This is a genomic window from Rodentibacter ratti (assembly GCF_002000485.1).
Lineage (GTDB): Bacteria > Pseudomonadota > Gammaproteobacteria > Enterobacterales > Pasteurellaceae > Rodentibacter > Rodentibacter ratti.
Genome location: NZ_MLAJ01000007.1, coordinates 1 through 17,993, shown reverse-complemented (window position 1 = coordinate 17,993; position 17,993 = coordinate 1). Strand labels below are relative to the sequence as shown.

At 38.4% G+C, this 17,993-nt stretch carries 16 protein-coding genes and 1 riboswitch; of the genes, 7 read left to right on the top strand and 9 right to left on the bottom strand.

Annotated elements, in window-relative coordinates:
• Window positions 1-7 precede the first annotated feature (7 nt).
• From csy2 to cas6f, 3 genes are read left to right on the top strand one after another with little or no spacing between them, the layout of a single operon-like run.
• Complete coding sequence (gene csy2 / locus BKG94_RS07150) at window positions 8-967, top strand: type I-F CRISPR-associated protein Csy2 (RefSeq protein WP_077435660.1); 960 nt, start codon at window positions 8-10, stop codon at window positions 965-967.
• Window positions 967-1,971, top strand: a complete 1,005-nt coding sequence (gene csy3, locus BKG94_RS07145; protein WP_077435658.1) for a type I-F CRISPR-associated protein Csy3 — start codon at window positions 967-969, stop codon at window positions 1,969-1,971. Before csy2 ends, csy3 begins: the two co-directional genes overlap by 1 nt.
• Window positions 1,972-1,973: 2 nt before the next feature.
• Window positions 1,974-2,537 carry a type I-F CRISPR-associated endoribonuclease Cas6/Csy4 gene (gene cas6f / locus BKG94_RS07140; protein ID WP_077435656.1) on the top strand — a complete coding sequence of 188 codons (564 nt, stop codon included), beginning with the start codon at window positions 1,974-1,976 and terminating at the stop codon, window positions 2,535-2,537.
• Between the two features lie 51 nt (window positions 2,538-2,588).
• Here cas6f and cas3f read toward each other — a convergent pair whose 3' ends face one another.
• From cas3f to BKG94_RS07115, 5 genes are all read right to left on the bottom strand, one after another.
• Window positions 2,589-5,873, bottom strand: coding sequence for a type I-F CRISPR-associated helicase Cas3f (gene cas3f / locus BKG94_RS07135; RefSeq protein ID WP_077435654.1), 3,285 nt, complete (start codon window positions 5,871-5,873; stop codon window positions 2,589-2,591).
• Complete coding sequence (cas1f, locus tag BKG94_RS07130) at window positions 5,870-6,835, bottom strand: type I-F CRISPR-associated endonuclease Cas1f (protein WP_077435652.1); 966 nt, start codon at window positions 6,833-6,835, stop codon at window positions 5,870-5,872. The genes cas3f and cas1f overlap by 4 nt, the downstream gene beginning before the upstream one ends.
• Window positions 6,836-6,961: 126 nt before the next feature.
• The gene (gene ilvN / locus BKG94_RS07125; RefSeq protein WP_018356782.1) at window positions 6,962-7,453 is read right to left on the bottom strand and encodes an acetolactate synthase small subunit; all 492 of its coding nucleotides are present in this window, start codon (window positions 7,451-7,453) and stop codon (window positions 6,962-6,964) included.
• A complete protein-coding gene (locus BKG94_RS07120; RefSeq protein ID WP_077435650.1) occupies window positions 7,453-9,177 on the bottom strand; it encodes an acetolactate synthase 3 large subunit in 1,725 nt (574 codons plus the stop codon). The genes ilvN and BKG94_RS07120 overlap by 1 nt, the downstream gene beginning before the upstream one ends.
• A 269-nt stretch (window positions 9,178-9,446) precedes the next feature.
• On the bottom strand, window positions 9,447-10,967 hold the full coding sequence (locus BKG94_RS07115) for a Na+/H+ antiporter NhaC family protein (RefSeq protein WP_077435648.1): 1,521 nt from the start codon (window positions 10,965-10,967) through the stop codon (window positions 9,447-9,449).
• Between the two features lie 58 nt (window positions 10,968-11,025).
• Window positions 11,026-11,196, bottom strand: a riboswitch (Lysine riboswitch).
• Window positions 11,197-11,430: 234 nt separating this feature from the next.
• Between BKG94_RS07115 and BKG94_RS07110 the strand changes: the two genes are divergently transcribed.
• The 3 genes from BKG94_RS07110 to aroA all read left to right on the top strand — a co-directional run bounded on the left by BKG94_RS07110 (window position 11,431) and on the right by aroA (window position 14,048).
• Window positions 11,431-11,835, top strand: coding sequence for an H-NS histone family protein (locus tag BKG94_RS07110; protein WP_077435646.1), 405 nt, complete (start codon window positions 11,431-11,433; stop codon window positions 11,833-11,835).
• A gap of 78 nt (window positions 11,836-11,913) precedes the next feature.
• Window positions 11,914-12,750, top strand: a complete 837-nt coding sequence (purU, locus tag BKG94_RS07105) for a formyltetrahydrofolate deformylase (protein WP_077435644.1) — start codon at window positions 11,914-11,916, stop codon at window positions 12,748-12,750.
• Window positions 12,750-14,048: a 3-phosphoshikimate 1-carboxyvinyltransferase gene (aroA, locus tag BKG94_RS07100; protein WP_077435642.1), complete on the top strand. Its 1,299-nt coding sequence runs from the start codon at window positions 12,750-12,752 to the stop codon at window positions 14,046-14,048. Before purU ends, aroA begins: the two co-directional genes overlap by 1 nt.
• A 74-nt stretch (window positions 14,049-14,122) precedes the next feature.
• On the opposite strand, the gene BKG94_RS07095 is transcribed toward aroA, so the two are convergent.
• From BKG94_RS07095 to BKG94_RS07085, 3 genes are read right to left on the bottom strand one after another with little or no spacing between them, the layout of a single operon-like run.
• Window positions 14,123-14,587 (bottom strand): outer membrane lipoprotein, encoded by a 465-nt coding sequence (locus tag BKG94_RS07095; protein ID WP_077435640.1) that lies wholly within the window; start codon window positions 14,585-14,587, stop codon window positions 14,123-14,125.
• Window positions 14,588-14,614: 27 nt separating this feature from the next.
• On the bottom strand, window positions 14,615-14,914 hold the full coding sequence (locus BKG94_RS07090) for a hypothetical protein (RefSeq protein WP_077435638.1): 300 nt from the start codon (window positions 14,912-14,914) through the stop codon (window positions 14,615-14,617).
• Window positions 14,915-14,918: 4 nt separating this feature from the next.
• Window positions 14,919-15,485 (bottom strand): VOC family protein, encoded by a 567-nt coding sequence (locus BKG94_RS07085; RefSeq protein WP_077435636.1) that lies wholly within the window; start codon window positions 15,483-15,485, stop codon window positions 14,919-14,921.
• Between the two features lie 79 nt (window positions 15,486-15,564).
• On the opposite strand from BKG94_RS07085, the gene argS reads away from it, so the two are divergent.
• A complete protein-coding gene (gene argS / locus BKG94_RS07080; protein ID WP_077435634.1) occupies window positions 15,565-17,298 on the top strand; it encodes an arginine--tRNA ligase in 1,734 nt (577 codons plus the stop codon).
• Window positions 17,299-17,336: 38 nt separating this feature from the next.
• Here the strand turns inward: argS and BKG94_RS07075 are convergent, their stop codons facing one another.
• The gene (locus tag BKG94_RS07075) at window positions 17,337-17,963 is read right to left on the bottom strand and encodes an MBL fold metallo-hydrolase (protein ID WP_077435632.1); all 627 of its coding nucleotides are present in this window, start codon (window positions 17,961-17,963) and stop codon (window positions 17,337-17,339) included.
• Window positions 17,964-17,993: the final 30 nt, after the last annotated feature.

Below are 17,993 nucleotides of genomic sequence, written 5' to 3'. Positions count from 1 at the left end.
ATTCAATATGAATACTGAGTTATACCTACTTTTCAAACATATTAAGATTCAATCAGCCAATGCAATTTCAGGGCCTTTAAGTTATGGTTTTCCAGCGGTCAACGGTTTTGTCGGTGCTATGCATGCATTGAGCCGTAAACTGTGTGAAAAAGCCGTATTAGGAGGTGTGATCATTACGTGCCATAACTATGGCTTACAAAGTTATCAATCATCTGCATTTTCTGACCGCACTTTTATTCAAACTCGTAATCCATTAAAAAAAGATGGTAAAACGGCACCAATCATTGAAGAAGGGAAAATACATTTAGAAGTATCTCTTGTTGTTGAATTGCAGTTTTCCGACAGAATACTCTCTCGTCAAATTAAGAACAACCTGGATGGTGATAAAGCCCAAGCTTTTCTATCCGAATGTAAAAATCAGCTTTTACAACAACGGATTGCTGGTGGTTCTGTATTAGATATTGAAGATGTTCAATTACACTATCTTGAAGATGAATGGAAGATCAAGAACCAACTTCTTCCCGGATTTGTTTTAATGAATGCACAAAACGAACTAATGGAAATCACAAAAGAGTTGCAACAAGGTATTAAACAAGGTGATTTTGTCGTATTGGAGGCAAACCCTGATGCTACCTCATTAGATGCCTTAATCGAAACATCAATGTTGCACCATATTCCGAATCCCCCTCGAGCTAAAGAGAGTGAATGGCAAACTTATAGTGTTAAACAAGGAAGAGGCTGGCTTGTGCCGATTCCGGTAGGCTATCAAGCCATTTCCCCTATGTTTGCAGCCGGTCAGTTGCAACATTGTCGTACGCAAGAATATCCCAGCCAATATGTAGAAACTTTATATAGCTTGGGTAAATGGGTCTTGCCTCTTAACTTACCTGAAGATTTATCCCACTGTTTTTGGCGTTATACCGAACCTAAAAACGGTTTATACCTCATTTCACAAGGAGAACAATAATGAGCAAATTAACAACCCCGACCGTACTAGCCTTTGAACGTAATTTGGATATTTCCGATGCGGTTTTTACACAGTGTAACAGTCAAGATCAAAATGCTGTTGAAGAAGCAATTAACGTTCGTGAAAAATCTGTTCGAGGAACAATTTCCAACCGACTTAAAAATGCGATTACAAACGATCCTGCAAAATTAGACGCAGAAACACAAAAAGCAAACTTACAACGTGTTGATGTTGCCACTCTAAATGATAAAAGCGACACTTTGATTGCCCATTTTACTTGTAAAGTTTTACCCTTTGGCGGCAAACCCTGTGTATGTAATGATCAAAATTATCAAGATAAAATTATTAAAACGGTAGAAAGCTATATCAAAGAGCAAGGTTTTTCTGAATTAGCCAAACGTTATGCCACAAATATTGCGAACGCCCGTTGGTTATGGCGCAATCGAATGAATGCTGAAACCATCAAAATTGAAGTTAAATTTAATGATAAAACGCTAACATTTAATAATGCGAAAGCATTTTCGCTAAATCACTTTGATGAGACGTCTGAAGATCTCCAAACACTTGCCAATTTTATTGAATCGGGATTGAGCGGTAAAGAATTTATCATCCTGAATGTAACAGCTTACGCCAAAATGGGATATGGGCAAGAAGTATATCCTTCGCAAGAATTAGTATTAGATGCGGGCTCTAATAATCGCAAAAGTAAAATTCTTTATGAAATTAATAATAAAGCAGCAATGCACTCACAAAAAGTTAGCAATGCTATTCGTACGATTGATACATGGTATAAAGCAAATGCTGAATTCCCTATTGCTATTGAACCTTATGGTGCGGTAACAACACTCGGTATAGCATTCCGTCAACCAAAAGAAAAATTGGATTTCTATACATTATTTGATAATTGGATCTTAAAGGACATAGCTCCTGAGATTGAACAGCAACATTATGTCATAAGCGTATTAATCCGCGGCGGTGTATTCGGTGCAAGCGGTAAGGAATAACTATGATAGGACAAACCCACTACATTGAAATTAGGGCGATTCCTCAAGTGGATATGCTACAAAGCGAAGTCATCAGTTTCTGTTTGCAAAAACTCCATCAGATCCTACCGCACTTTGAAGGTAGAATCGGGCTTGCCTTTCCCGCTTACGGCAACGATAAAACTCTAGGAGGCATTATTCGCTTATTCGGTTCGGAAAATGATTGCGGATTTATTCATCTCAAACTGCGATTACTGCAAGATTACGCACTTATCAGCGACATTATGCCGACGCCGGAAAAAATCAGAAGTTACCGGGTTTATCAACGTATTCAATCGAAAGGGCAAAGTGCCATTCGACGTGCGGAAAAACGACTGAAAGCAAAAGGGAAATGGAATGAAGAAGTCTTACAAAATATGTTGCAAAAACAAGCGGAACAACGGTTCTATCCACATGTTCATTTAAAAAGTAGCAGCACAAAACAGCAATTTATTTTAGCAATAAAATCCGTTCGTCAAACAAAGCCCATTGAAGGTGTCTTTAGTGCCTACGGATTAAGCCAAACGGCGACCGTTCCACATTTCTAGCCATAGTCAATAGCCTGTTTAAATCTTATTTAAACAGGCTATAAACATAGTTTAATCCTCTTGCCAGAATCCTAATGTCTCATTAAAACACCATGATGTAATATCTTCGTTTATCGTAGCAGTTGAATACTTTAATGCGACAGAATGATCTAAAGATTCGCTTAAATCAGCTAAAGCTAATTGTAACGAGATACTCAACCAGTTTTTTACAAAACCATTTTTAACCTCTAAAGGCTGATAGCGGAATTCTGGTAATGCAGCTTGAGGATTATCCGGTGTTTCCCATGCACTTTCTAAATCTCTAAAGTATGGTTTACCGTCTTCATCAAGCAAACAGACAATATTACGCTGATTGCGTGAAGCTCTAAAACGGCTCATCAAGGGTAAATTAGCTGTAAATCGGTTACTCAATCGCTTATCCCAATAAGCATTCACACAATTTACTTTTGAATTATTCAATAAATCCGCCATCACTTGATGCTCTAAATCTGCCAAGTAAAAGTGCGGTTGAAAATCAGCACGTTTTATAATACGGGGAATAGAATCAATGCAAGTCAGCTGCTCTGCCGCTATCAACTCTTCCGTTTGATGAGTTTCTAAAAGATGATTTTTATCTTCAAACCCCGGTTTATTAAAAATAGCCCCCTTTTCTCCCGCTAAACCACGCCAGTTAGTCGGCAACAAAGCTATATTCGGTTGTGTTGCAACTTTATCCGGTCGATGTCGCCAAACACGACCAGCAAGCTGAATAATCGAACGCATTGAAGAGGGATCAACAATTGCCCAATCATAGTCATGATCCCGCCCAACTTCAGTAACAGGGCTACCTAAAACAATAAATAGCTGATGCTTGGCTTTTGAATTTCTCGTTGCGCCCATCACCTCAGCATGAGCAAAGGCGGCTTTACTGTCCGAACGATTTAAAATTCGATCGAGTTTTTCTTCTAGACGTGAGCGCAAAACTAATAATTGCCTGGAATGATAACAACATAAATGAATTCGATAATCTTGCCACTCCGGTTTCATTTCCATTTGAAAAAGTTGTTTCGCCAAGGGAATCATAGGTCTGATATTAGCAAAACGAATTAAGCCAAAGCTGATTTGTTTTTGTGTTACCGCATCATATTCACTATGTATATTATGTAAATTAATAGCCTGCTGTACTAAATGTTCGGCAAGCGTGGCAGTATCAAACAGCTGATTCTCAATTTTCTTCAGTGGAGGAAGAGACATAATCTGCGCTTTTCGGCGCACTGTCGCTTTATGTAATCTTTCTGCACGTTGTTCTACAAATTTCTGATGTGCAATTTCAAAAGAATTAAGATCTGCACAATTTACTGATTGTTGTTTAAATTCATCAAACCATGCACAACAAATATTGGCGTGGTTCATTCCTTGTTGGCGGTGATAAATTTCTCGACCCGCTTGATACGCACGGAATAGTCCACTAATAAAATCCGGTGTCAACGTTGCTGATGAAAGCAATACACGTGATCCCAATAAACCGGCAAGATGTACCAAGCGAGATAACGCAGGTAGATCTTCTTGATTGAAATCATCCGGCTCATCTAAAATTAAATCTGATGTCAATAAACGCAACATTGGCACAATATACTTGCCACCTCGTGCCGTTTCCGAAGCCGGAATTAAATGATCGACCGTACAGCTCACAATCGGCGCATAAAATAACTTTCGAGCTTTTTCATCCCGTAGAATAGCGGCAAATTTTTCATCCTCTATGGCAGTTTCAATAGAATCTGCCCCATCAACGTCATTCTCTTCAAACCATTTCTGAGCTGATTCGCTGCCGTGATTTTCCTTTGACTGCTGTAATTCATATAATTTTTTGACCGCACTTCCGCCCACTAAAACCGCTAATAAATCATCGGTTAAACTGAGTTTTTCCCTGAGAGCTTTGCCTGTTTGTAAAGTCAGTACCCTTAATCCTAATGCAATAGTAAATCGTGCGCCTTTTTGCGGATCCGCTAACCCATATATAATTCGTGCATTGCCCAAGGTCTTTCCACAACCCGTACTGGCTAAATTTACCGAAAACAGACCGCACTTTTCCGTCTCCGTTCTTATGGATTTTGCCAAATCAAAAGCCGCATTTTGCCATTGGAAACGAGGAATTGAAGTTCGCTTGGTAAAAGATTTATGCTTAACGGCAGGCATTTCAGACTTCAATTTTGGTAGTAAACGAGAAAAATAGACTGCGGTTTTACAAACTCCAAGTAAATGCTCATCTAAAGCTTGTTTCGCCTGATGATTTTGATCCGTATTAGCAATAAGTTTATGACGAAAATCTTTATCACCTAACGAGTTATCCGTAGGCAACGATGAGTAATGATGATCGCCAACCATTAAACATAGACGACTAACCAATAAGAAAAACGGATCAGAAAAATCTATTGTCAATAACATTGGGTGATTCAAGGCTTTCTTTGCCCAACGATTCATTGCTTTTTGCCAAGATAAGCTATCTGTTGCCAAATGTTCAAATTGCCAAAATTGTTTTTTATTAGGATGAGTGCTTTGAGCATTTTTTACCCATTTTTCTGTCGGATACAATTGAAATTGATAAAACTCCTCCCATTTAGCGTCATCTAAATAAATATTTCTTTTTGTCTCCTCTTTTAGTTCTTTACTAATATTTACAAGCTGGGAAAATGGCAAACGATGATGGGAAGTAATCAACCAAATCAATGTCTTTGCTAAAGGAGGAAGATAACCAAAATCTGCCTCATTTACTATTTTAGGCTCATCAATATTGAGAGATCTTAACCAGTTTTCTTTATATTCAGACCAATTTGCCAAGCGTTCCAACCATTCTTGATCCGTTTTACAACCGGCGATCATTGCTTCAAATAATCGTGCGGAAATCCATTCGTGACGAAAATAATCTGAGTGAAAAGGTGCATTAGCTTTTAGTTTTAGTTGGAAAGCTTTATTTGCTTTACCTAGGTCGTGTAACAATGCGGCAAGTGCAACAACAATTTGAATTGAATAAGCTTGCAACCAGCCATCTTCATCTTTTATTCGTAAAATATTGCGCTTAGTTCGATTCGTCGGTACACGCCCCTGATCATTAAACTGCGATTTATCCCCTACAATCCAAAGTAATTCCGTTAAATTTTTACCGTGAGTCCAATAACACGCAACTGCTGTATTTTTTCGTGCTGTTTGTCGTAGCATTTTATGTAAGGTGTCTAAACCGGCCTTTGTGATAGGCGTTTGCCATACACGATCACCACAACGCTCGGCAAATTGATCTAAAATTCGGCGAGTGTTTGTTAATGCATTTTTCCGACATTGGCTAACAAGTAGAATATTCATAGTTCTGCTCCTTGAATAGCCAATTGTTTTAAGCCATCAATAATTAAATCTAATGCACCAAAACGGATAAAATTTTCAATGATAGTCTGGCGGAATTCTTTTTCCGTATCTCCATTTTGGGAAGAAATAAACGCTTGCGGTAAAATTATCGCATCTTTAATCATATCTGCTGCGTCAAACACCAACCCTCCACGCCGAGTCTTTCCATGTAATACCGCTAACCCATGCGGTAAACCCAGTACCCAGCAAGCTGTTGCACCTAATCCATAAGCCAAATAATTACCGTGATCCAATAATTGATTGGTTAAATCAATGCTATTGCCTCGCTCACTACGCACGAAATTCGGATCACAAATCGTAAAATAATTGGCTAATTTGTAAACTTCTTTGGTAAAACGGCCTTCTGCAGCTAATAATGCCTGACTATTTTGTGCATTCAGAAATTCCCTATGAAATTTCTGAATCACAGAATCAAGTACATTTGGTTCAAAATTCCAATCTAGTTTTTCCCAACTTTTTCTTAATGTTTGTAATCTAATATGCTGTAATGACTTTGCAACAGCTAATCGTTTCGTATCATCAAACCAAAAAGAACACCACTGTTGCAAATATTCCACCGGACGGTATTCACTTTGTGGGCTGAAAAAATCGCAACCGATTTCGGCTTCCGTTCCATTAAACAATGGCGTACCTCCACCACTACAAAATCCAACCATCACGCCCGCTTTTGCTAATTCACGCATAGCCGCTTGCGTAATGGATGTCCCACTACCTAGCAATAAACATGTGGTATTAGCGATAGGAATATTCCAATACAATGATTCATTACCCCGATCAGTAACATACTCCACTCTACCGCCATTTAATAAAACCCGACAGTGCTCTAAATAATATAAATTAGCCCGTTTGGAATGGAGAATCGTCTTTAGCTCAGAAGAAGGAATGTAAGGGGATTTAGCCATGATTTGTCCTTATTAGGTAATAATCTGCCTTTATCCTACCCTCAATAAAATAACCACTCAATACAGAAAATATAAAAAAATCTGCACCACCATAAGTACAGATTTTTCATTAATAAAAGGGATAAATTAAAGAATGTTTTTCTCACCACGAGAAAGACTGATTAATCCTGAACGAACAATTTCAAGTAATGTCGTTTCTTCCTTCACAGCCGCAACAAAAGCGTCTAACTTATCTTTTGTACCGGTTAATTGAACCGTGTAGGATTTAGGCGTAACATCCACGATTTGACCACGGAAAATATCGGTGAGACGTTTAATTTCATCACGTGATGCTCCCGTTGCACGGATTTTTACCAGTAAAACTTCACGCTCAACGTGTTCATGATTACTTAAATTAATCACTTTAAACACATCAACGAGCTTATGTAGTTGCTTTTCAATTTGCTCAAGCACTTGTTCATCACCTACAGCTTCAATCGTCATTCTTGATAATGTGGGATCATCCGTTGGTGCCACGGTAAGACTTTCAATATTAAATGCACGTTGAGAGAATAAACCCACCACACGTGATAGTGCACCGGATTCGTTTTCTAATAGAACAGACAAAACTCTACGCATTACTCATTCTCCCCTTTTACTTTACCTAAAATCATTTCATTCATAGCGCCACCACGCACTTGCATTGGATAAACGTGTTCACTTTCATCAACATTGATATCGACAAAAACAAGTTTGTTTTTAAGTTTAAAGGCTTCTTCCAACTTGCTTTCTAATTCATCCGGTGTAGCAATTTTAATGCCGACATGCCCATAAGATTCTGCCAATTTCACAAAATCCGGTAAGGAATTCATATAGGTTTGTGAATGTCGCCCTGAATAAATCAAATCCTGCCACTGTTTCACCATACCTAAGAAATGGTTATTCAAACAAATAATGACAATAGGAATGCCGTATTGGGTTGCAGTGGATAATTCCTGAATATTCATTTGAATACTGCCGTCTCCGGTCACACATACCACCGTGGCGTTTGGTTGGGCAAGTTTGACACCTAATGCGGCAGGCAACCCAAAGCCCATCGTCCCTAGTCCACCGGAATTAATCCAACGACGGGGGTTATCAAAAGGATAATGCAATGCGGCAAACATTTGATGTTGTCCCACATCTGAAGCCACATAAGCCTCACCATTAGTAATACGGTAAACCGCTTCCATCACTTGTTGCGGTTTAATCACACCTGAAGTGCGGTCGAAATCCAAGCAGTTTTTGGCTTTCCATTGATTAATTTGTTTCCACCAATCTTCAAGATGATTTTGTGGGTGATTCCCCCCTTCTTCACCTAATAAACTTAAAAATTCATCTAAAATATTTTTTGCATTGCCGACAATGGGGATCGCCACTTGGACATTTTTAGAAATGGATGTCGGGTCAATATCGATCTGAATCACTTTGGCATGTGGACAGTATTTTTCAAGATTATTTGTTGTACGATCATCAAAACGCACGCCAATACCAAGAATTAAATCACTTTCGTGCATAGCATTGTTAGCTTCATAAGTGCCGTGCATACCAAGCATGCCTAAGAATTGTTTATCCGTACTCGGATAGACACCTAATCCCATCAACGATGCCGTCACCGGTAAATTCAAACGTTGAGCAAATTGGGTTAATGCTTCACTACATTCTGCGGCAACCGCCCCACCACCCACGAATAACACCGGTTTTTTAGCCACTAATAAGGCTTTTAGCGCTTTTTTAATCTGTCCTTTATGTCCGTTCACTGTGGGATTATAAGAACGCATTTCAACAGATTTTGGATATTCATAAGGGAATTTATGGGTTGGGTTGACCGTGTCTTTTGGAATATCTACCACAACAGGACCCGGACGACCTGTTGATGCAATGTAAAAGGCTTTTTTGATTGTTTCCGGAATATCTTCTGCTTTTTTGACAATAAAACTGTGTTTTACCACAGGACGTGAAATTCCCACCATATCGCATTCTTGGAATGCATCACTACCAATGAGATGGCTCATCACTTGCCCTGAAATCACCACCATTGGCACAGAATCTGCATAAGCAGTGGCAATACCGGTGATAGCATTGGTCGCACCGGGGCCTGAAGTCACTAATACACAGCCCACTTTGCCTGTTGCTCGGGCATAACCGTCCGCCATATGGACAGCGGCTTGTTCATGACGCACAAGAATATGTTCAATGCCCCCAAGGGTATGAATGGCATCATAAATATCAAGCACAGCCCCCCCAGGATAACCAAACAAATACTCGACACCTTCGTCACGTAGTGATTGCACTACCATTTCCGCACCGGATAATTTCTTCATAATTCACTCCTAAATTGACCGCACTTTAATTGATGATTAAGTGATACTTTCTGAATGGGTTTCATCATACTGACAAAAAAATCTTTGTCTAGATACATTCGGAGTGTAAAAACCCAGAGCAAACAAAATAAAAAACCAACAAATAACAAAAACAAAGAATAAAATAAATAAAATTAAATTAAAAAATAAAAAAATGCGACTTTATGTCGCATTTTATAAAAATAGAAAAATTTTATTTTTTATTTATTTTTTTGAAGTAAATCACATTTTTAGCGTTTTTTCACAATAAACACGAGTATAACTAAGGACACCGCTGTTGCAATAAAGCCTGCCACACCGGATTCTGTAAAACCAACTGTGATATAACCAACACAACTTGATGCAGCAACCGTTAAAGCATAAGGTAGTTGGGTTGTAACATGATCCATATGGTTACATTTTGCCCCGGTAGAAGAAAGAATCGTGGTATCCGAAACCGGTGAACAGTGATCTCCGCATACGGCACCAGCCATTACTGCAGAAAGACAGGCCAGCATTAACTCCGGTGCCGCATTCGCTGCCATCGCAGCGGCAATTGGCAGCATAATACCGAAAGTTCCCCAGCTTGTCCCTGTTGAAAACGCCATCGCCGTACCAAGAACAAATAAAATCACCGGTAAAAATTGAACGGGAATATTGCCGGAAACCAAGGTGGAGAGATATTTACCCGTTTGCATATCACCGACGATTTTATTGATTGTCCAAGCAAAGAATAAAATTGCAATTGCCCCTGACATCGATTTAATACCGAGTATCCATGCGCGAGCATACTCTTTAACACTTACCTGACCATCTAAGATAATTAAAACTGTCGATATAACGACCGCACTTACTCCCCCAACAACAAGAGAGACACCCACATTTGTATTTTCAAAAGCGCCTAATATGGAAAATGGCACACCTGATTCGGCAAGCGCACCCGCACCGCTATGGATCATCATTGAAACTGTCGTTACGATCAAAATCACTATTGGTAGGATCAAATTACGCACATGGCCTTTTGCCCCTAAATCTTCTTCCAAATCATGATTTTCACGTTCCATTGCGGCTTTTTCATGACGAGCCATGGAAGCAATATCAAATGAGAAATAGGCAACAAAAAAGACCATAAGTAATGCAAAGATTGCATAGTAATTCATTGCGCTCATTGCGACAAATGCCCCAATCGGTGTGTATTCAGTAATGGAATAGGTCGTTAATAAACCTGCCACTAAGGTTATGATATAAGCCCCCCAGCTTGACACCGGCATCATCACACACATTGGCGCAGCGGTAGAATCAAGAATATAAGCTAATTTTGCACGTGATACCTTGAAACGATCGGTTACAGGACGAGCAATCGCCCCCACAGCAAGACTATGGAAGTAATCATCAATAAACGTAACAAAAACCAAAGATGCAGCTAATAATTTTGCACCACGACGATCCTTAATCCGCTTTTGAGCCCATTCCACAAAAGCATGGTTACTACCGGACACTGTTAAAAGTGCGGTCAAAATACCAAGCAGAATTAAGAAAAGAACGATATTCATATTTGAATTAATCGCACCATCACTGTACACCAAGGAAATAATATTATCTTTCAAATAGATAAGAGTAGGTAAAATTGAAGCATTATTGAGCATTAACGCACCAACTAAAATCCCCGTGCTCAGAGAAACTAATACTCGACGTGTTGCAATCGCCAACACAATGGCTAGCAACGCAGGAGAAATAGACCAGATTGAAGAAGAATAATCGATAAGTTCCATTAAGTTACACCTAAAAATTAATGGAGACAACGGCAGAAAATAGGGTAATAATAACCCTCCTAACCGTAGCGCTCCATAGTTATTCACTATGACAGTAACGTTCCTTTCAGATACGCCACCAACCAGCTAAAACGACTTTTAACTGATTTCGGCGACTACTCCTTTCCTTTTCCGTCATCGTTATCCACTCAGAAAAAATACTTATAGTAATCGCACCTCTACTTTATAAGGAACTGGAAGATTACAGGAAAACTGAAAAAAAATCTAATAAATTCTGTAAATTACTTCAACTTCGCCAAAAACCATAATGAGATAGTATCTATAATAAATATTAAAAATAGGGTATTCATAATTTCATTTTACTTAATTTTATTTAAATTTAAGATTTACCTTATGAATTAATTTCGTTATTATGATCCAACTGACGTTTATATTTTTACACATCATAAAATAGAGGTTTATTATGGCTGATTTAACTAAAATATTTACTAACCGTCACAGTATTCGTGCCGCAATACGTGATTTAACATTAGAGCAAGCTGAGAGTGCATTAAAGAAATTTGAGGAAGCACTTGCTGAAAAACGTGTACAAATGGCAGAAATCCAACAAGCTGAAATTGAGCGTAAAGCACGTATTGCAAAATATAAAGAATTAATTAAACAGGAAGGAATTACCGCTGAAGAATTACAAGCCATTATTGGTACTTTCTCCTCAGGTTCCCGTAAAAAACGTAAGCCTCTTCCTGCAAAATATAAATATACCACTGAAAGTGGAGAACAAAAAACCTGGACGGGTCAAGGGCGTACTCCGAGCGTCATTCAAAAAGCTTTAGATGCCGGTAAGTCTTTGTCTGACTTTGAAATTTAATTATCCCTTCTCTCTAAGAAGAACCCATATATTTTTATGGGTTCTCTTTTATTTATAATAAAATGCTGTACTAATACTATGATCGAAAAAAAAATACTTCTCACAGATTGCCCCGATGATAAAGGCTTGATCGCTAAAATTACAAATATTTGTTATAAACACCAATTAAATATTTTACACAATAATGAATTTGTTGATTTTGAAACAAAACATTTCTTTATGCGTACAGAGCTTGAAGGAATTTTTAATGAAACAACTTTACTTGAAGATCTCAAATATAGTTTACCGAAGGGGACAAATTGTCGATTAATTAGCTCAAAACGTAAACGTATTGTCATTTTAGTGACTAAAGAAGCACATTGTCTTGGCGATATTTTAATGAAAAATTATTATGGTGCACTGGATGTAGAAATTGTCGCCGTTATTGGTAACCATGATAACTTACGTGAACTGGTGGAACGTTTTAATATTCCATTTCATTACATTAGTCATGAAGGTTTAACTCGAGTTGAACATGATAAGTTACTTGCAGCAAAAATTGACGAATACACTCCAGACTATATTGTATTAGCCAAATACATGCGTGTGCTCAATCCTGAGTTCGTAGAGCGCTATCCAAACCGAGTCATTAATATTCACCACTCTTTCTTGCCGGCATTTATTGGCGCAAAACCCTACCATCAAGCCTATGAGAGAGGTGTAAAAATTATCGGTGCGACTGCACATTTTATTAATAATGAATTGGATCAAGGCCCAATCATTATGCAGAATGTGATAAATGTAGATCATACTTATAGTGCAGATGCAATGATGCATGCCGGCAGAGATGTAGAAAAAACGGTACTCAGCCGCGCACTTGATCTTGCGCTTCATGATAGAATCTTTGTTTATAAAAATAAAACAGTGGTGCTGTAATGGAATCTATTACTCTCATGCCAATTAAGATGGTTGAAGGTACAATTAACCTTCCTGGCTCAAAAAGTTTATCTAATCGGGCACTGCTTCTTGCCGCACTGGCTAAGGGGACAACAAAAGTCACTAACTTGCTCGATAGTGATGATATTCGCCATATGCTGAACGCTCTCAAAGCACTCGGGGTAAATTACCAACTTTCTGAGGATAAAACCGTCTGCGAAATTGAAGGCTTAGGTGGTGCATTTAATGTTCAAGGAGGGCTTTCTCTTTTTCTTGGTAATGCCGGTACAGCAATGCGCCCGTTAAGCGCTGCACTTTGTTTAAAAGGTGAAAGCGAGGGTGAAGTGATCCTCACCGGTGAACCTCGCATGAAAGAGCGCCCTATTCAACATTTAGTCGATGCGCTCCATCAAGCGGGTGCCGATATACGTTATTTGGAAAACGAGGGTTACCCTCCCCTTGCTATTCGAAACCGTGGCATAAAAGGTGGGAAAATTAAAATCGATGGTTCAATTTCATCACAATTTTTGACCGCACTTTTAATGACATCTCCCCTTTCTGAAAACGATGTAGAAATAGAAGTTATTGGAGAGTTAGTTTCTAAACCTTATATTGATATCACATTGGCAATGATGAAAGATTTTGGCATTAATGTAGAAAATCACGAATACAAAACTTTCCATATTAAAGGTAACCAATCCTATCTTTCACCCGGTACATATCTCGTAGAAGGTGACGCCTCCTCTGCGTCTTACTTTTTAGCGGCTGCTGCTGTCAAAGGCAAAGTAAAAATCACGGGTATCGGAAAAAATTCTATACAAGGTGATCGTTTATTTGCCGAAGTACTAGAAAAAATGGGGGCAAAAGTGACTTGGGGAGATGATTTTATCCAAGTAGAAAAGTCCACACTTCATGGCATTGATATGGATATGAATCATATTCCGGATGCAGCAATGACTATTGCTACAACCGCACTTTTTGCAGAAGGTGAAACCACTATTCGCAATATTTACAACTGGCGGGTAAAAGAGACGGATCGCCTCACCGCAATGGCGACTGAATTAAGAAAAATCGGCGCAGAAGTTGAGGAGGGAGAAGATTTTATTCGTATTACCCCGCTTCCATTAAATAAATTTCAGCATGCAAGCATTGCTACCTACAATGATCATCGTATGGCAATGTGTTTTTCACTGATTGCACTTTCAGATACTCCTGTAACAATTCTTGATCCTCAATGCACAGCAAAAACCTTTCCGACATTCTTTGAAGAATTTGAAAAGATTTGTGTTAGAAATTAAATAACTACGGAGAACTTTATAGCGTATTAAAAAAGCGAACATAATGTTCGCTTTTTTCTTAGAATATGAGTCCGTTAGTTAATTACAGAAACATTGAGTGATGAACCACCTACAATTTGTACTCTTTTACCGGCAACAAATTTAGGATCTGCCTTTTGTACTACAACAATGCTTTTTCCATCATCTTTTTTAATGACAAGTTCTGCACCATTAACTTGACTCGCTTTTTCTTCAATTTTGCTACCTGCTATAGCGCCGGCAATCGCACCAACCGCTGTTGCGATTGCTTGACCACGACCGCCTCCGATTGCATTACCCGCAACACCACCAAGTACACCACCACCAACAGTTCCGATTACACCCTGATTATCAGCTTGAATTTTTACCGGGCGGACAGAAACTAACGTACCGTAACTAATTGAACGCGCTTCCTTTGCCTGATCGGCAGAGTAAACATCACCACTAAAAATATCAGTATTCGCACAACCTGTGACACCAAATGTAACAGCAAGTACTAATGCTACTGCCATTTTTTTCATAATTAACCAACCTTATAATTTATTAAATTAAATTGGATTTCTTGGAGACCAAGTAGAAATATTTTTTAAGCCGTTACCGTTATCAGATACTTTTACACAAGCACCAACAACTAAAGTTGAATCATACGCGTGAGTAACTGTTTCTGTTTCACCTTCAACTTTATAAGAACAATTATTTTTGCGAATAGTTAATTGAAGGTTTTCACCTTGCATTTCACTAAAAATTACTTGACCTTTATATGCACTTTCATCTTTTTGGTTATTTGATGAACAGGCGGCTAAACCTAAGCTTAATAAAACTGTCAACGCTAAAGTCACTTTTTTCATTGTGCTAAACCTCGAGTATTTTTTTAATTGGATAAGGGTGAACTTTAATACAAGCATAATTTTCGCTTTTATCAACGAAACCAACTGCAATAGAAGGATTTGGTAAGCGCTCTCCTTCCGCTTTAGGTTCACTCACTTTTGTTGTTAATTTAGGTAATCGTTGCCATAAAAATTGTTTATTGACTCGCTCTACCCACGCCTCTGTTGATTCATCTGCGAGGAAAGGAACAACAATCTCAATATGCTCCCAAGTTTCTTGAGGATATTGTTTATTTTTAGGAAACGGTAATTCAATAACATCAACAAATTGCCCGGCAAAGGCAAGCGGCTTTTCTAATTGAATTAAATAGATAGGTCGCCCATTAATGACATTATCGGACAAAATTCTACCGCACTTTAATAAATGTGTCAGCCAATTTTTTGCTTTTTGTTCACTATTTGCTCGCAAAGCAAGATGATCGATTTCATAATCTGATAAACTAATAGCCATTACATTCGCAAGCGCTTGAATTTTTCTCTCAAAATCTTCTAATTCCTCCTCAAGTACGAGCAGATTTTCGTTTAATTTCATATTCTCCCTTTGAGAAATCAATAAAGAACGCTATCATAATCCATTATTTTTAATATTCAATTTAAACACAGGAAAAACCGTGAATATTCAATCTATTTTATCTGATAAAATTAAACAAGCGATGATAGCAGCCGGTGCTGATAAATCTTGTGATGCTCTCGTGCGCCAATCAGGAAAGCCTCAATTTGGTGACTACCAGGCAAACGGCATTATGGCGGCAGCAAAAAAAATGAATTTACCCCCACGTGAATTTGCACAAAATGTTTTAGCAAATGCTCATCTTTCAGATATTGCAGAAAAATTAGAAATCGCCGGTCCCGGTTTTATTAATATTTTCTTAAATCCAGACTGGATTGCAAAACAGATTTCTCACACTCTTAGCCAACCTAATTTAGGTGTTCAAACTGCGGATACACAAACCGTTGTGATTGATTACTCTTCACCTAACGTTGCTAAAGAAATGCATGTTGGTCATTTACGCTCAACAATTATTGGCGATGCCGTGGCTCGTACGCTTGAATTTTTAGGACATAAAGTTATTCGAGCCAACCATGTAGGGGACTGGGGAACCCAATTCGGGATGTTAATTGCTTATCTGGAAAAAATGCAAAACGAACATGCGAGTGAAATGGAATTACAGGATTTGGAAGCATTCTACCGAGAAGCCAAAAAACACTATGATGAAGATGAAAAATTTGCGGAAAAAGCCCGTAATTATGTAGTGAAATTGCAAAGCGGAGACGAATACTGTCGCTCTATGTGGAAACGCTTAGTGGATATCACAATGCAACAGAATCAGCATAATTATGATCGCCTAAATGTTACCTTAACGGAAAAAGATGTGATGGGCGAAAGTCTTTACAATCCAATGTTACCCAGCATCGTCGAGGATTTAAAAAAACAAGGATTGGCAGTAGAAGACGATGGTGCAATTGTCGTTTATTTAGATGAATTCAAAAATAAAGAAGGTGAGGCAATGGGGGTCATCGTACAGAAAAAAGATGGCGGTTTCCTTTATACGACGACCGATATTGCCGCTGCAAAATATCGTTATGAGACATTGAAAGCCGATCGAGCATTAGTATTTTCTGACACTCGCCAAAGCCAGCATATGCAGCAAGCGTGGCTGATTACCCGTAAAGCAGGCTATGTACCTGACAACTTTTCATTGGAACATAAAAATTTCGGTATGATGTTGGGTAAAGATGGAAAACCATTCAAAACCCGTACCGGTGGAACGGTAAAATTAGCGGATTTATTAGATGAAGCGATTGAACGGGCTACAGTATTAATTAATGAAAAAAGCAATAATTTGTCTGATACCGAAAAAGCGGCGGTCGCTGAAGCGGTAGGAATCGGCTCGGTAAAATATGCGGATCTTTCCAAAAACCGCACCACTGACTATGTTTTTGATTGGGATAATATGCTCAGTTTTGAAGGCAACACTGCACCTTATATGCAATATGCTTACACCCGTATTCGTTCAATCTTCAACAAAACTCAAGTCGATTTGACCGCACTTTATACTGCGCCATTAATGCTGGTTGATGAGAAAGAACGTTTGCTTGCCATTAAACTTTTACAATTCGAAGAGGCCGTACAGACTGTAGGCAGAGAAGGCTCTCCACATATCCTTTGTAGCTATTTATATGAATTAGCCGGTACGTTTTCTTCATTCTACGAGCATTGTCCAATTCTAAATTCGGAAGATGAAACAATCAAATTAAGTCGTTTAAAACTGGCTTTGCTAACAGAAAAAACCTTAAAACAAGGGCTAGACTTACTAGGTATTAAAACTGTTGAAAAAATGTAAGTATTTCAAATAAAGGCACAAAATGTGCCTTTATTTTTTTACTTTAAGAACGGATTAGTGGCTTTTTCTTGTTGGATCGTAGTATAAGGGCCATGGCCGGCAATAATAATCGTATCATCGTGAAGTTTAAATAATTTCTCACGAATAGAAGAAATAAGCTGTTCATAACTCCCTTGAGGAAAATCTGTCCGCCCTACACTCCCTTGAAATAGTACATCGCCTGTAAATGCGACTTTTTTCTCTTGTTCAATGAATCCGATATGTCCAGGAGTATGACCAGGTAAGTGTAAAATATCAAATCGAAAATCCCCGATACGAATCACTTCTCCTTCATTCAGCCAACGATCAGGCAAAAATGGTTTAATATTCGGTAAACCAAAACGTGCAGCCTGCTCAGGCAAACTATCAAATAAAAAGAGATCTTTTTCTTGTGGCCCCCAAATTTCTACATTAAAGTACTGTTTAAGCTGTTCTACCGCCCCAACATGATCGAGATGAGCATGGGTAAGTAAAATTACTTTTAGATTTACGCCAAATTTTTCAATTTGCTGAATTAATTTTTCCGCTTCCCCACCTGGATCAACGATAGCCGCATTTTTTTCATCATCCCAAATTAAACTACAATTTTGTTGAAATGGTGTAACGGGAATAATCTCAATATTCATTTTTTCCTCACAAGTAAAAATCCACCTTCA